Annotated in this window: 14 protein-coding genes; 7 read left to right on the forward strand and 7 right to left on the reverse strand. The window is 39.9% G+C overall.

Translation table 11 applies throughout. The features are described from left to right. Positions 1–98: 98 nt before the first annotated feature. Both PJ15_RS16115 and PJ15_RS16120 read right to left on the reverse strand, forming a co-directional pair. Entirely contained in the window at positions 99–407 is a 309-nt protein-coding gene (locus PJ15_RS16115) for a type II toxin-antitoxin system RelB/DinJ family antitoxin (RefSeq protein WP_004771601.1), read from the reverse strand. Between the two features lie 109 nt (positions 408–516). Then, positions 517–1,425: a pseudouridine synthase gene (locus PJ15_RS16120; protein WP_047432524.1), complete on the reverse strand. Its 909-nt coding sequence runs from the start codon at positions 1,423–1,425 to the stop codon at positions 517–519. A 116-nt stretch (positions 1,426–1,541) separates the two neighbouring features. Between PJ15_RS16120 and tsaE the strand changes: the two genes are divergently transcribed. From tsaE to PJ15_RS16145, 5 genes are all read left to right on the forward strand, one after another. Then, positions 1,542–2,018 (forward strand): tRNA (adenosine(37)-N6)-threonylcarbamoyltransferase complex ATPase subunit type 1 TsaE, encoded by a 477-nt coding sequence (gene tsaE, locus PJ15_RS16125; protein WP_047432526.1) that lies wholly within the window; start codon positions 1,542–1,544, stop codon positions 2,016–2,018. Beyond that, the gene (gene mutL, locus PJ15_RS16130) at positions 2,008–3,954 is read left to right on the forward strand and encodes a DNA mismatch repair endonuclease MutL (protein ID WP_047432528.1); all 1,947 of its coding nucleotides are present in this window, start codon (positions 2,008–2,010) and stop codon (positions 3,952–3,954) included. The genes tsaE and mutL overlap by 11 nt, the downstream gene beginning before the upstream one ends. A gap of 6 nt (positions 3,955–3,960) precedes the next feature. Next, on the forward strand, positions 3,961–4,905 hold the full coding sequence (miaA, locus tag PJ15_RS16135; protein WP_047432530.1) for a tRNA (adenosine(37)-N6)-dimethylallyltransferase MiaA: 945 nt from the start codon (positions 3,961–3,963) through the stop codon (positions 4,903–4,905). 92 nt (positions 4,906–4,997) lie between these two features. Further along, on the forward strand, positions 4,998–5,420 hold the full coding sequence (gene hfq, locus PJ15_RS16140; protein WP_047432533.1) for an RNA chaperone Hfq: 423 nt from the start codon (positions 4,998–5,000) through the stop codon (positions 5,418–5,420). Positions 5,421–5,501: 81 nt separating this feature from the next. Further along, on the forward strand, positions 5,502–6,359 hold the full coding sequence (locus tag PJ15_RS16145; protein WP_047432534.1) for an EamA family transporter: 858 nt from the start codon (positions 5,502–5,504) through the stop codon (positions 6,357–6,359). A 34-nt stretch (positions 6,360–6,393) separates the two neighbouring features. Here the strand turns inward: PJ15_RS16145 and PJ15_RS16150 are convergent, their stop codons facing one another. From PJ15_RS16150 to PJ15_RS16160, 3 genes are all read right to left on the reverse strand, one after another. Then, complete coding sequence (locus PJ15_RS16150; RefSeq protein ID WP_047432537.1) at positions 6,394–7,047, reverse strand: oxygen-insensitive NAD(P)H-dependent nitroreductase NfsB; 654 nt, start codon at positions 7,045–7,047, stop codon at positions 6,394–6,396. Between the two features lie 245 nt (positions 7,048–7,292). Beyond that, positions 7,293–8,009: a UDP-2,3-diacylglucosamine diphosphatase gene (locus PJ15_RS16155; RefSeq protein ID WP_047432543.1), complete on the reverse strand. Its 717-nt coding sequence runs from the start codon at positions 8,007–8,009 to the stop codon at positions 7,293–7,295. Positions 8,010–8,094: 85 nt separating this feature from the next. After that, on the reverse strand, positions 8,095–8,604 hold the full coding sequence (locus PJ15_RS16160) for a peptidylprolyl isomerase (protein ID WP_004771615.1): 510 nt from the start codon (positions 8,602–8,604) through the stop codon (positions 8,095–8,097). A gap of 168 nt (positions 8,605–8,772) precedes the next feature. Between PJ15_RS16160 and PJ15_RS16165 the strand changes: the two genes are divergently transcribed. After that, positions 8,773–10,500: a glutamine--tRNA ligase/YqeY domain fusion protein gene (locus PJ15_RS16165; RefSeq protein ID WP_047432556.1), complete on the forward strand. Its 1,728-nt coding sequence runs from the start codon at positions 8,773–8,775 to the stop codon at positions 10,498–10,500. 474 nt (positions 10,501–10,974) lie between these two features. Here the strand turns inward: PJ15_RS16165 and PJ15_RS16170 are convergent, their stop codons facing one another. Both PJ15_RS16170 and PJ15_RS16175 read right to left on the reverse strand, forming a co-directional pair. Further along, positions 10,975–11,688 carry a glutamine amidotransferase gene (locus PJ15_RS16170; protein WP_047432558.1) on the reverse strand — a complete coding sequence of 238 codons (714 nt, stop codon included), beginning with the start codon at positions 11,686–11,688 and terminating at the stop codon, positions 10,975–10,977. A 264-nt stretch (positions 11,689–11,952) separates the two neighbouring features. Next, positions 11,953–12,918, reverse strand: a complete 966-nt coding sequence (locus tag PJ15_RS16175; RefSeq protein WP_047432559.1) for an alpha/beta hydrolase — start codon at positions 12,916–12,918, stop codon at positions 11,953–11,955. A gap of 195 nt (positions 12,919–13,113) precedes the next feature. Between PJ15_RS16175 and PJ15_RS16180 the strand changes: the two genes are divergently transcribed. After that, on the forward strand, positions 13,114–14,826 hold the full coding sequence (locus tag PJ15_RS16180; RefSeq protein WP_047432877.1) for an AAA family ATPase: 1,713 nt from the start codon (positions 13,114–13,116) through the stop codon (positions 14,824–14,826).

Consider the following 14,826-nt stretch of genomic DNA (forward strand, 5'->3'; position numbering starts at 1 on the left):
TCCAGCCCATCCTTACACTTATAGTTTTATTTGGACTGTCAGAATAGCGAAAAAAATTCAGCTTAAAAAATAAAAACTTGTTTATAAATGCAACATTGTTAAGTTTTGTCACTTTCACCTAACAGCGCATTCAATTCTTCAAATAGATCTTCGTGATCGTCCTCAATTTCAACTGCTGAAGGATTCTCGGCAGATGCTGCGGCTTTCGATTTACGTAACTTAAGCAGTTGTTCCATATTGATGTTCTGGTTTTCAATTGCAAAAGGAATCGACTTGGTCAGTACGACTTGTTTAAAGAAAAGGCGAACGGCTTGAGCAGGGGAGATACCCAACTGCTTAAAAACGGCAAAGGCCTGTTTCTTTTCCTGAGAATCGAGGCGAACCTGATAAACTTCTGTTTTACGCATTAAGAATGTAACCACATATTTTTAGTTATCGTCATGTATTTTAAACCATTGCAATGTAATTTCAATATTTTTGAGGTGAAAAAATAGAATTTTTGTCATTACGATGTAACTACAATGTCAGTTCAAAGTTGGATTTAAAGGCCATTTCCTGTTTTAGAATAGGATCTATGAAATGAATGTCCTTCGCCAATAGCTGTAATGGATGACTGAAATCATCGTCTGCTTTATGTGCGACAATTGGGTAAAAAGAGTCATTTAAAATTGGAATGCCGAGATAATTTAAATGCACGCGTAGCTGGTGTTGCTTCCCTGTTTTTGGTTTGAGCTGGTATTTTGCGAACTGTTGGTTGTGTTCTAACAACTCGATTAGCGTTTCCGTATTCTCAGTTTTTTCGGGATTAATTTGCATGGTGTAAAAAGGATTTCCTTTTTCCAGATGCAATTGCAAGATTTGCGGAAAGTTGAGTTCTGGTCGATAGGTGGCAATAGCGTGGTAAGTCTTTTCGACTTTACGTTCGGCAAAAAGTTGCTGATAAATGCCGCGAGTCGCAGGTGTCTTACAGAATAAAACCACACCCGCCGTTTCCCGATCCAGTCGATGAATCGGTGTGAGATCGGCATATCCTGTTTGTTTCTTTAATCTCACCAAAAGCGTTTCCTGAACATATTGTCCAGTTGGTGTCATAGTGAGAAAGTGGGGTTTATCGACCACCAGCAAATCTTCATTTTCAAACAAAATCTCATGTTGAAAGGGCACATGAACTTCATGTGAGAGAAAACGATAATAAAAAATGTGGGTATTGGGCGTGTAACTACTTTCTATATTGAGTCTTGCACCATCTGCTGCATAGATCAGCCCATCGACAAAGCGTTGTTGCCATTCTTCTTGTTGTATGTGAGGGAAATGCTGGCAGAGATAGTCAAAAATGGTGTTTGCAGAAGCATCATGAGGTAAAAAGACTTTACTGGCACTCACGCCGTCGATCAGTGGCGGAGCAAATTCAATAATAGAGGTCATGCAGCGATACGACTCAGTATAAACGATGTAAAAAAAGCCAGTTTAAAAGGAGTTTATTAGGCTTTGAAGCAGGGCAATGTTATCATAGCCAGCATCCCAATTTTGTTCTATTTGCCATGTCATATTCAGTGAAATTCAACTTAAATCATGAACAAGACACTCAACAGTTTGCACACATCCTGTCTCAGCACGTGCATTCAGGCATTATTTACTTGATCGGCGATTTGGGTGCTGGCAAGACGACTTTTACCCGTTATTTTTTACAAAACCTCGGTCATCAAGGTTCGGTAAAAAGCCCAACGTATACACTGGTTGAACCGTACACCATTCAGGGTAAAGAAATTTTCCATTTCGATCTTTATCGCTTAGATGATCCTTATGAATTGGAATTGATGGGTATTCGTGATTATCTGGAAACGCCCGATGCCTTATTTCTGTTTGAATGGCCATCTAAAGGTGGCGATGAGATTCCAAAGCCAGATATCGTGATTGATATTCAAAAATCAGAGGATGAATTGACCCGATCTGTCACCTTAACCACAGAATCAGAACCTTTAATTCAAATTTTGCAGGAACAATTGAATGGCGCATGATGCAACTCGTCGTATTCATACCCTTGATGCTGCTTTAGCTAACCAGATCGCAGCGGGTGAGGTCATTGAACGTCCCTCATCAGTGGTCAAAGAATTATTAGAAAACTCGATTGATGCGGGCGCAACTGAACTGATTATTCGGGTGGCGCAGGGTGGTTCGACCCTGATTGAAATCATTGATAATGGTAACGGGATTCATCCAGAAGATTTACCCTTGGCAGTGATGCGACATGCCACTAGCAAAATTCAAACCGCAGATGATTTACATGCCATTGTGAGTCTGGGCTTTCGTGGCGAAGCCTTAGCGTCTATCGCAGCTGTATCACGTTTAACTTTAACCAGCAGTCAGGATGAACAGGGTGTTGGCTATCAGGTTGAAGTGAACGGGACGGCTTTTGATCATCAGCAGATTCAGGCAGTGGCCGCCCAGAAAGGTACGCATATTCGTGTACAGGATTTATTTTTTAATGTCCCAGCACGCCGTAAATTCTTAAAAAAACCGACCACAGAATTTAATCATATTGAAGAGATTGTTCGTCGTCTGGCTTTAACCCATTTCGATATCCGTTTTGTTTTGGAACATAACGATAATATTCGTTTAAACCTGCCGATCGCGGATAGTGGCGAATTACGTTATCAGCGTGTGCAACAATTATTGGGGCAGCAATTTATCCAAAATGCCTACTGGATTGATTCGGATAGTATCAATATGCGTTTGTCTGGCTGGTTGGGGCACCCATCCGATGCGCGTGCTCAAGCAGATTTGCAATATGTTTATGTGAATGGTCGTATTGTTAAAGATAAAACCATTTCGCATGCCTTGCGTATGGCCTATGACGGTATTTTGCATGGGCATCAACATTCTTCTTATTTGTTATTTTTAGAAGTTGATCCTGAAAATATTGATGTCAATGTGCATCCAACCAAGCATGAAATTCGCTTCTTGAATCAACGTGAAGTGCATGAGTTTGTGCGTCATTATGCTAAAGCAACCTTGTCGCAGTTCCAGACGGCAACTGCTGATCTGGCACAGGCCATGAAAACAGCTGAGGCGGATGATCAATTTAATTATCAACCTCAACCCAAATATCAGGAACAATTTAATCTGCATCGTGCAGCAGTAGAAACAGAACCGCAATCTAATCAGCCCGCTGCAGTGTCGACAGATTTATTAACCGAGTTTAATCAGAGTCGCCCACAGGCGGTACAGTATAATTCAGCTCAGACTCAGCAACCCAAATATAACGGTTCGGCACAATTAAATAATGCCTTGAAAACCTATTTGGCACCTTTACGTGAAGAGTCTGAGACAACGACTGAAGAAGACAATGCGCCGTCCCGAGTAGATGAGTTTCCGTTGGGTATTGCGATTGCACAGTTACATGGCATTTACATTCTGGCTCAGAATACTGAAGGCCTGATTATTGTGGACATGCATGCTGCTCATGAGAGGATTCTGTTACAACAAATGAAATCGGCATGGGATAAGCCTGAGTTCTGGACCTCACAGCAATTGCTGATTCCGAAAGTGGTGTCTATCACCCGCATGCAGGCGACGCGAATTGAGGATTTACAGCCACAATTGCAACGTTTAGGTTTGGAAATTGATCAATATGGCGATGAGCAGGTGATTGTACGTGGCGTTCCTGCCATTTTGCACAAGGCTGATTTTGGTAATCTGATTCCAGAGCTATTAAATGATTTGGATCCAAATGATGAAGCCAGAGGTTTATTACAAAAACGTGATGAGCTTTTAGCAGGGATGGCATGTCATGGTGCGGTACGTGCTCATCGTCAATTAAGCCTTTCAGAAATGAATGCCTTATTGCGCCAAATGGAACAGACCGAATTCGCCAGTCAGTGTAATCATGGTCGCCCAACCTGGCGCGCTTTTCCATTGCATCAACTAGATAAATTATTTGCTCGAGGAGAGTAGTTTTACATGTCAAATCAATTGCCCGTCATCAATTTAATGGGGCCTACCGCAAGTGGTAAAACAGCATTGGCATGTGAACTTTACGAGCGTGGTAATTATGAACTGATTTCTGTGGATTCGGCTTTAGTTTATAAAGATATGGATATTGGAACGGCTAAGCCGACCCAAGCAGAGCAGGAACAGTATCCGCACCATTTAATTGATATTATTACGCCATTAGAAGTGTATTCAGCGGCGCAATTTGTAGAAGATGTCTGTCCACTGATTGATGATATGCACGCACGCGGTAAAACTCCGATTTTGGTGGGGGGAACCATGCTGTACTTTAAGTCTCTGTTAGAAGGACTGGCTGATAATTTACCTAATGCAGATCAAAATATTCGGGATGCCATTAATTTAAAAGCAGAACAAGAAGGCTGGCAGGTGGTTTATGACGAATTGGTCGCAGTGGATCCAATTGCTGGGCAGAAATTTAAAGTGTCAGACAAACAACGAATTATTCGGGCATTGGAAGTTTATCGAATTACGGGCGAGCCAATAACAAAATTACAAGCTGAACAACCTAAAAATCAACCATATCGTTACACATTTCATAACTACGCCTTAATGCCAGATCGGTTAGAATTACATCAACGTATTGAGCAAAGATTGCGCAATATGTGGGATATGGGTTTTTTGAATGAAGTAGAGGAACTGATTGAAAAATACGATTTAAATGATGATTTGCCATCTATGCGGTCTGTCGGTTATCGTCAAGCTTTAGAATTTTTATTAAAAAGTGACTTGAGTCTCGAAAATAAAGTAGAAATGGAGAACAAAGCGCTATTTGCTACAAGGCAATTAGCAAAACGTCAATACACTTGGTTACGTTCTTTGCAAGAAATACACGATTTTAAAACTTACGTGACGATAAAGCAGGCGAAAGAAGACTTGCGAAACTTCTTTGGATAAAGCAAAATTCGCAAGCTGTCTTTTTAATAATTTTTAGTTGAAAAATAAAGATAGTTTTTTTGCGCTGATTTAAAAATTTTTTGGAGTTAAAAATGTCTAAAGGTCAAACTTTACAAGATCCGTTCTTAAATTCTCTCCGTAAAGAACGTATTCCAGTTTCTATTTTCCTTGTAAACGGTATCAAATTGCAGGGACACATTGAGTCATTTGACCAATATGTCGTTTTATTGAAAAACACTGTAAGCCAAATGGTTTACAAACACGCGATTTCTACAGTTGTTCCTGCGCGTAACCCACGTCCAGCTGGTGCTCAAGGCGCTGCAGGTGGCTTCCCAGCTCAAGGCGCTACTGGCGGCTTCGGTGGTCAAGGTTCTACTGGTGGCTTCGGCGGTCAAGGTGGCTTCGGCGGTCAAGGTGGCTTCGGTGGTCAAGGCGGCTTCGGTGGCGGTCATCAAGGTGGCTTCGATGGCGAAACTAAATTTGAAGATGGTCAAGAAGACGAAAATAATCGTTAATTGATCGATGATCTTTAAGAAAATGCCAGTCTTTTAATCGACTGGCATTTTTTTGTGTTTTAAAAAGCTAGAATAAATATTATGGAAATGATTGTTGCTGCGGCATGTTGTAGTGTTCTCGTCTCGATTGTATTGAAGTATCTGAAAGCAAAGGGATTTGATGTTTTTCAAATGATTGCATGGAATTATTTGAGTGCAAGCATTTTATGTTTTTACTGGTTCAAGACCGATATTACCCATATTTCTTTCAATCACACGCCTTGGTGGTTGATTTTAATTCTTGCCATTTTATTGCCGAGTATTTTTCTGTGTCTGGCAAAATCATTACAGTTCGCCGGGATTCTTAAAGCTGAAATTGCACAGCGCCTTGCAGTGATTTTGTCCTTGCTGGCGGCTTATTTTATTTTTGGGGAGCAGTTCAGCCAGATCAAATTACTGGGTGTGGGGCTAGGAATCATCGCAATTTTAGCGATTATTATTGGACAGGCAACCGAGAAAGCCAGTAAAGGATTAAACTTAAAGTCCGCCTTATTTTTATTCAGTGTCTGGGCGGGTTATGCTGCAATTGATGTTCTGCTTAAATATAGCAGTAGTTTGGGATTACAATCCGCTGTTACCCTCAATCTCGCTTTTATAGGTGCTTTTATACTTTCAATTGCTTATATCGCGATTACACAACCGAATTGGCAACCTAAAAATATTTTTACGGGTTTAGTACTCGGCGTACTGAATTTCGCCAATATCGCTTTATATGTAAAAGCACATATGATGTTCAAGGAAACGCCTGCTATCGTTTTTGCTGGTATGAATATTCTGGTGGTGATACTCGGTGTGTTGAGCGGTGTGATTTTCTTTAAAGAGCGTTTACAGGCTTATACGTGGATTGGTCTGGTCAGTGGTATTGTTGCGGTACTTTGTCTGGCAAAAGCCATGATGTAAAAAGGGAGTAACCAATACTCCCTTTTTTGAATGCTTATAAACGAGTGAAAATCACGTCGTCAGGGAGACGTGATTTAGGTAGTTTGGCATTAAAATCACTTTCACTGCGATATCCTAAGGCCACGATGACCGAGGCTTTTAGACCTTTTTCAGTTAATCCAAATTCCTGATTGATGATGTTACGGTCAAAGCCTTCCATCGGTGTTGCGTCAATTCCTTCCAGACCAGCAGCAAAAAGTAATTGTCCTAATGCCAGATAGGTCTGATTTTCCATCCATGCTGAAAGATTTTTGAGTTCATTACGATAAAACTCGACATAGCCTTCGCGTGTGGCGCGTTGTCCCTGTTTTGCAGTTTCATCTTTAAAACGGCCACTGAGATCATCTTGTTGTAATAACTGTTCTAAATACTCAGCTGAGATATCGGTACGCGTACAAAAGATTAAAGTATGCGAAGAGTGAAGCACTTTAGCTGCATTATATACATAGTTGCCAGTCAAGCCTGATGCAATACGTTGTTTGGCTTCATCTGTTTCGGCAATCAAAAAATGCCATGGCTGGATATTCACAGAAGAAGGGCTGAAACGTAAAATTTCTAAAAGCTTTTCAAATTGTTCTTTTGGAATTTTTTTCTCTGCATCATAAGCTTTGGTTGCATAACGTGTTTTTGCTGTAGCTAAGGTATCCATCCGTCATTCACTCAATTAAAAATTTAATTTATTTTACTTCATCTAACTGCTGCTGAAAGTAGCTAAATGTGATTTCTATATAGATTTAAGTCGTATGTGCTTGAGCTAAGTAAAATGGCTAAAGCGCTGATGCAGTGCAAGGAATTAATCGACAGAAGGGTGACTGAAGAACAAGCTAAATAATTTAAGCTTTGAAAAAATTATGGAAATACAGAAGGGGTATTGTGGTAATTAAGCTAATTTATTTAATAAGTCCACTGTTTAAAATCTAATTGATAATTTTCTTGCTCATTCAGCTCTAATATCCATGCAGAATCTTCACGCCAGTCACCTAATACAATACGATGCTTATTTTGCAGCTGATGGATTTCAGGGCGATGAGTATGACCATGAATTAAATAATCAACGTGTTCAATCACGGATTCTACTGCTTGAGCATTCACATCCATGATGTCATAACTTTTCAGTTGTTTGGTTGCACTACTCTTTTTACGGAAACCATTAGCAAGTTTTTGTCTAAAACTGAGCGGCGTTCGTTTTATTAGCCCTAATAGCACAGGATTACGAATCACTTTGCGGAAACGTTGGTAAGCCACATCATCGGTACATAAGGCATCGCCATGTTCCAGTCGAAATTTCTTTTGACCAATTTCAATAGCATAAACATCGGGTAGTAGAGTACCGTTGAATTGATCTAGAAACTTTTGACCTAAGGCGAAATCACGATTACCCACTTGGAAGTAAATCTGATTACCTGCGGCAGAAAAGGATTGTAGGGCAGTGATAATTTCATCTAGCCAAGGTGCTGTATAATCATCACCAATCCAGGCATTAAACCAGTCACCTAAAATATAGAGCTGGGTATTTTTATTCTTGTATTCATCTAATAAAGCCAAAAACCCTCGAACGAGTCGAGGGTGATCAGGTGACAAGTGTAAATCTGAAATAAACAGGTAGGTCACACTTTTATCCTTTTAAATCTCCCTAAATCCCTCTTTAAGAAAGAGGGACTTTCCTCTCTTTATAAAGGGAGGTTAGAAGGGATTATTATTCAGAAATAATTTTAGCAGATTCAATCACAACATTCTCTAAAGGAACGTCTGCGTGGTAACCACGGTTACCTGTACGAACGCCTTTAATTGCATTTACAACGTCAAGACCTTCAACAACTTTACCAAATACTGCATAACCCCAGCCTTGAGCTGTTTTACCAGTATGGTTTAAGAAAGAGTTGTTTTTAACGTTAATGAAGAATTGAGCAGAAGCAGAGTGCGGAGCTTGAGTACGCGCCATTGCAATTGTGCCTTCATCGTTGCTTAAGCCGTTGTCAGCTTCGTTTTCGATTGAATCACGAGTTGCTTTCTCTTTGAAGTTTTCGTCCATGCCACCGCCCTGGATCATAAAACCATCAATCACACGGTGGAAAATTACGCCGTCATAGAAACCGTCACGTACATATTCTAAGAAATTTGCAACCGTTTTTGGTGCTTTTTCAGCGTTAAGCTCAAGAACAATACGACCTTTGTTGGTGTTTAATTCGACTTGAGGAAAACTCATTACATTAATCTCCTAAACATGGGCAAATTGACCATGGGTTTTTGGTTGAGAGAAGCATAAGCAAACTGTAAACTACAAGGCAAGTAAAAAACGTTAAAATCTTTCAGAAAAAGCAAAGATTGCGTTTTTATTTCCTATTTTTTAACTGTAAGAAGTGATTTACACCCTATGAAGCCAAATGATGTTGTTTCAGAACTGCCAAAGACCCCGACGCCGAATACTCAAGCCTCTGTCGATGCTGCGCAGCAAGAACAACAGGCAGGCTTAGATTTTGTTCGTCAAGTCATTACTGATGATTTAAAAGAAGGTCGTACCCAAAAAGTTGTCACACGTTTCCCACCTGAGCCAAATGGCTACTTGCATATTGGTCATGTTAAAGCGATTTGTTTGAACTTTGGTATTGCCGAAGAATTTGATGGTTTATGTAATTTACGTTTTGACGATACCAACCCAGATGCTGAAGAACAAGAATATGTTGATGGTATTGCCAACGACGTAAAATGGTTAGGCTTTAACTGGAATGGCGAGCCGCGTTATGCATCTGGTTATTTTGATCAACTTTATGCATGGGCAGTTCAGTTGATTGAACAAGGTGATGCGTATGTTGATTTGCAAACCCCAGAAGAAATTAAGCTGAATCGCGGTAATTTCGTTGAACCTGGTAAAAACTCGCCATACCGTGATGCAACGGTTGCCGAGAACCTAGCGCGCTTTGAACAAATGCGTAATGGTGAAATTCAGGAAGGCGGTGCCGTTCTACGTGCCAAAATTGACATGGCTAGCCCAAATGTCCATATGCGTGATCCGATTCTTTATCGTGTATTGCATTCAGAGCATCACCAAACTGGTGATAAATGGAAAATGTACCCAATGTATGACTATGCTCATCCATTGTCAGATGCGATCGAGGGCATTACCCATTCGCTTTGTACTTTAGAATTTCAGGATCACCGTCCATTCTATGACTGGATTGTAGAGAAAGTTCACTCGCAAGCAGTACCGCGTCAGTACGAGTCTTCACGTTTAAATGTTGACTATACGATTACCTCTAAACGTAAATTGCGTAAATTGGTTGAAGGCAACTATGTACAGGGATGGGATGATCCACGTATGCCAACCGTAGTGGGTATGCGTCGCCGTGGTTTTACACCTGAAGGTTTACGCGATTTCTGTAAGCGTGTTGGTGTTTCAAAGACTGATGGTATTGTCGATGTGGCTATGCTTGAGTTCTGTATTCGTCAGTCATTGGAAAATGCAGCAGCACGTGGCATGGCGGTATTAAATCCACTCAAAGTCACCCTTACCAACTTACCTGAAGAATTAGATTTAACCCATGCACGTCATCCAAACGTTGATATGGGCGAGCGTATTATTCCTTTAACACGTGAGCTTTATATTGATCGTAAAGATTTCGAAGAAGTGCCACCTAAAGGCTTTAAACGTCTGATTCCTGATGGTGAAGTGCGTTTACGCCATGCCTATGTCATCAAATGCGATGAAGTAATTAAAGATGCTAATGGTGAAGTGATTGAGCTTAAATGTTCAATTGATCCTGAAACTTTAGGTAAGAACCCTGAAGGGCGTAAAGTGAAAGGAGTTGTGCATTGGGTATCGGCGAGCAAGGGTGTACCTGCGGAAGTTCGTATCTATGATCGTTTATTTAATGAAGCTGCGCCTGATGCAGATGATGATTTCCTTGCACATCTGAATCCAGAATCATTAAAAATCGTTCAAGCGGTGATTGAGCCTGCTTTGGCACAAGCAAAACCTGAAGATCGTTTCCAGTTTGAACGTGAAGGTTATTTTGTTGCGGATCAGTATGATCATCAAGCGGAAAAACCTGTGTTTAACCGTATCCTTGATCTGAAAGACAGCTTTAAAGCAGATAAGAAGTAATATGAAAAGGGCCTAAAGTAAATTAGGCCCTTTTTCTTTAAATAAAAATACAATTAGAAAATCATAGACGATGATTCTCTTATGATGGAATTTTCATATTTTCCAGTTAAAGCGGATTGATTTGATAGAAATAGATTAAGAGAACCATCAGTACAAGAGCAGACAGAACTAAATACGTATTCAGCGTATGAAAACTTTTGATAAATTTTAAAATAACCATTTTTCTCAATCACAAAAATATTATTAATCACTTTGCAATGTGCTGCACATTCTTTGAACAGTAGAATGAATTAGATTTTCTTTCAATATTTCAGTGACTGGATGACAGCATTTGTCCTAAAGCGTATTCCTTTGCTACCTAAAGTGTATTTATTTATACGTTCTCATTCATATTGTCTTAGTTTTAGGCGTAGAAAGAAGTGCTTTAAATCATTAAAGCACTGGAAATGAGGATTTCTTTTAAGTCTTTGAAAATTATTCTTGCTCTAAATGCGCAAGGAAATGCTGGATGACTTTTACAGTCTGACTCTCCAGTTGCATTGCGTAAGCTAAATTATCTGCTCTTAACTGTGGAATAGACAGCCCCGCATGACGTATTTCACAGGTATGACCAATTAACCATTTCTCAAAGCTTTGTTCAGTGATTTCAAGATGGAACTGTAGGGCAAGAATATTGTTTCCTATAGAAAAAGCCTGATTTGGATAAATGGCTGAACTGGCAAGTAAGGTGGCATTACTTGGCAGATCAAAAGTATCGCCGTGCCAGTGTAAAACCTCTACATTTTCGAGGGCTGCTAATGGATTATTTTCAACCGCTTTAATCTCTAACTGACTCCAGCCAATTTCCTTTTGGTGTCCTGCATAGACTTTTGCACCTAATGCATGTGCAATCAATTGTGCACCTAAACAAATGCCGATGGTTGGTTTATTGGCTTTAAGGCGTTGTTTAAGTCCAGCAATTTCATCTACGAGAAATGGATAGTCCTCTGTTTCATATACGCCAATAGGCCCACCTAATATCACTGTGAGTCCTTCATAATTCAGGGCGGGACTCAGATCATCGACACCAGCTTCAAAATAACGTACGCGAAAACCGAGCTGATAAAAAACATCTTCTAAAGAACCCAGATCTTCAAAAGCAAGGTGTTGAATAACATTGACTGTTTTCATAAAGGTGGACTTTGTCATTATCGCGTACCCATGATTGATATAGGAAAATACCGCATCTTAAAACATTTATACAGTCAATGTCTTAATCCTGACCTAAGTTGAATAAAGAAGAGTACGTTATTGTTTAAAAATCATTTTAAAATAGTAGCTTACGGTTTTGAGACTCTTCTAATACAGGGGCGACATGCTCGTCTTTGAGGTAATCCAGCTATTTATAGACCACCCCGCCAAGAAAATGCTCAAACGCTATCAATACGGTTGAGCATTGAAAGGTCATAGTGATTATTTAAGTTTTTCTGCCAGCCAGTCAAAAAGTCCTTGATAAACTTTTTCCCGTACGGGTGGGGCTGAAAGCACAAGGTCATGTAAACCATTGTGAATTGCTAGCGTTTGTACATCACCTTTCATTTTTTTAGCATTATGAGTCATATCTTTTACATCTAAAATGACATCACTTTGCTGTGCATTAATACCCCATTTTCTTGGATTGTTGGATTGATGTGAGTGCATGATCAAGGTTGGAACATTTAAGCTCACACCTTGATGAATTTCTTTTTGTGCTTCATGAATCGCCGTCACAAAACTTAAATTCACAAATGGCATGGTTTTTGGTTTCCAGTCTAAATTGAAATCCCATTCCCCATAGAAATCCTTATGTAAGCTTGGGGTGTACCATTGATTGAGACCACTTGGGAACTTCGCTTTTGGTAGTCGTTTACCAACTTCACTGAGCAAGGGAATACCAAGTTTTTTCTCGATGGTACTTTTGTAGAAATCATAAAAAGGACTATTGGCCCAAACTGCTTTAATTAAACGGTGATCTGGATAATGTGCAGCATATAGTGTTGCAATCAAACCGCCCGTCGAATGTCCAGCCAGTACAACCTGTTGATGATTTTCTTGTCCAATAATTTCTAGCGCTTTGCTGATTTCGGCATCGTATTCGCGTAAATCAAGCACGTAGTAGAATTTCTGATGGGGCAGTCTGGAACGCCCATATTTTCTTAGGTCAAGCGCATAAAAGTCATAACCATGCTGGTTAAATTGTTCTGCCATTTCTTTTTGGAAGAAATAATCTGCAAAACCATGAATGTATAAAACTGCTTTTTTTGTGGTTTGAGCGGCCTTCTTTCGTACCAAAGTGGCTACAACTTTTCCGTCATAATCATCAGCGAAATTTAAGGTCAGTTGCTGATAATCTTCACCTAGTATATCTGGCTGATAAGTATAAAGATTTGAAGTAGTCATTTTTATAGATCAAGTCTGAATTCATTAATAAATACCTTAAATGAAAACATCTGGATGTCAACGTAAATATACGATCGCACCAGTTGAATCACTGATCGTCATTTGATGTTAGAGAGCAGATTGGTACTGGATTGCATTTTTATTTTTGCCAAAAAATCGTTAAGCTATGTGCTGTTGTTTTTGACTGAAGAAATTATGAAACAAGAGACTGCACTGAAGTTACTTAAAGCTGGGGAAAATGTTTTTTTGACGGGTTCAGCTGGTGCAGGAAAAACCTATACGCTTAATCAGTACATTCATTATTTAAAAGCACGCAAAGTTCCAGTTGCAATTACGGCATCGACTGGTATTGCGGCGACGCATATGAATGGGATGACAATTCATACTTGGGCAGGTATCGGCATTAAAGACAGCTTGAGTGATGATGACCTCAAGCGTATGAAAGAGCGTAAATATTTAAAAGAGCATTTGGAAAATGCCCAAGTCCTGATTATTGACGAGATTTCCATGTTGCATGCTAAGCAACTAAATCTGGTAAATCAGGTTTTAAAATACTTTAAAGAAAGTGATGAAGCTTTTGGTGGTATTCAGGTCATTGTGGCAGGGGATTTTTTCCAGTTACCGCCTGTGGGCAGAAAAGATGAAAACAATCGTGATAAATTCTGTTTTATGTCGGATGCTTGGGTGGAAGCCAAATTCCGTGTTTGCTATTTAACTGAACAACATCGTCAGGATGATGAGATTCTCAATCAAATTCTGAATGCGATTCGGGCGCAAAGTATTCAGGACAATCATATCTCGGCATTACACCAGTCACGTCAGCATGATATTGGTGAAACATTTACCCGTTTGTACACACATAATATGGATGTAGATAATATTAATTATCAGCATCTCAATGAAATTGACAATGAAAGCCATCAATTTAATGCAGTGCTGGATGGTAATGAAAAGTTAATTGAAACCCTGAAATCTTCAGTCCGTGCGCCAGAAGAGTTGACCCTGAAAAAACATGCCAAAGTGATGTTTGTAAAAAATAACTTTGATATGGGGTATATCAATGGCAGCTTGGGCGAAGTCATTGGCTTTGAAGAAGATGATAAGCAAGGCATTTTACCTAAAGTAAAACTGACCGATGGCACCACTTTTCTGGTTGAGCCAGAAACATGGTCAATTGAAAATGAAGCAGGTAAGGTGATTGCCAGTTATCAGCAGATTCCTTTACGTTTGGCTTGGGCCATTACTATTCATAAAAGTCAGGGCATGACGCTGGAGGCAGCAGAAATCAATTTAAGCCATACCTTTGAGAAAGGCCAGGGCTATGTTGCGTTATCCCGATTAAAATCACTGACGGGATTGAAATTACTGGGCTTTAATGAACAGGCGTTAGAACTGGATAGCTTGGCAATAAAAGCAGACCGCCGTTTTCAGGAGTTATCAACCGAAGCGGAAACCAACTTTGAAAATATCGATCTCACCACCCAGCACAATGCCTTTATTCGTCATTGCGGTGGTACGCTTAACGCGACTGAAATTGCACGTAATGAGAAGAAAATTGCTAAAGGCGGCAAACAGAATTACGCTGCTGCGACTTTGGATGAAACTCGTGCTTTATTCGAAGGCGGTTATGAAATTGAAGACATTGCGCATGAGCGAGGTTTGACTCCTGCTACGATTATCAACCATCTGGCACGACTTCATAAAGAACAGGGACTGGATATTTCGGTGGCTAATCCTGGTGAGGAAGTGGTTGAAGAAGTACGCAAGATTTATAAGCGTTTGCATAAACGTAAGAATCCAGAACATTTTACTGATGATGGTTCAATCAAATTACGTCCCATCGTGGAAGCCACTAGTCCGCGTATGGCCTACGATCAAGTCCGTTTAGCGTTGTTATTTATCGAATAG

It is taken from the genome of Acinetobacter sp. neg1, assembly GCF_000788125.1.
In the GTDB taxonomy this organism is placed as follows: Bacteria; Pseudomonadota; Gammaproteobacteria; order Pseudomonadales; family Moraxellaceae; genus Acinetobacter; species Acinetobacter vivianii.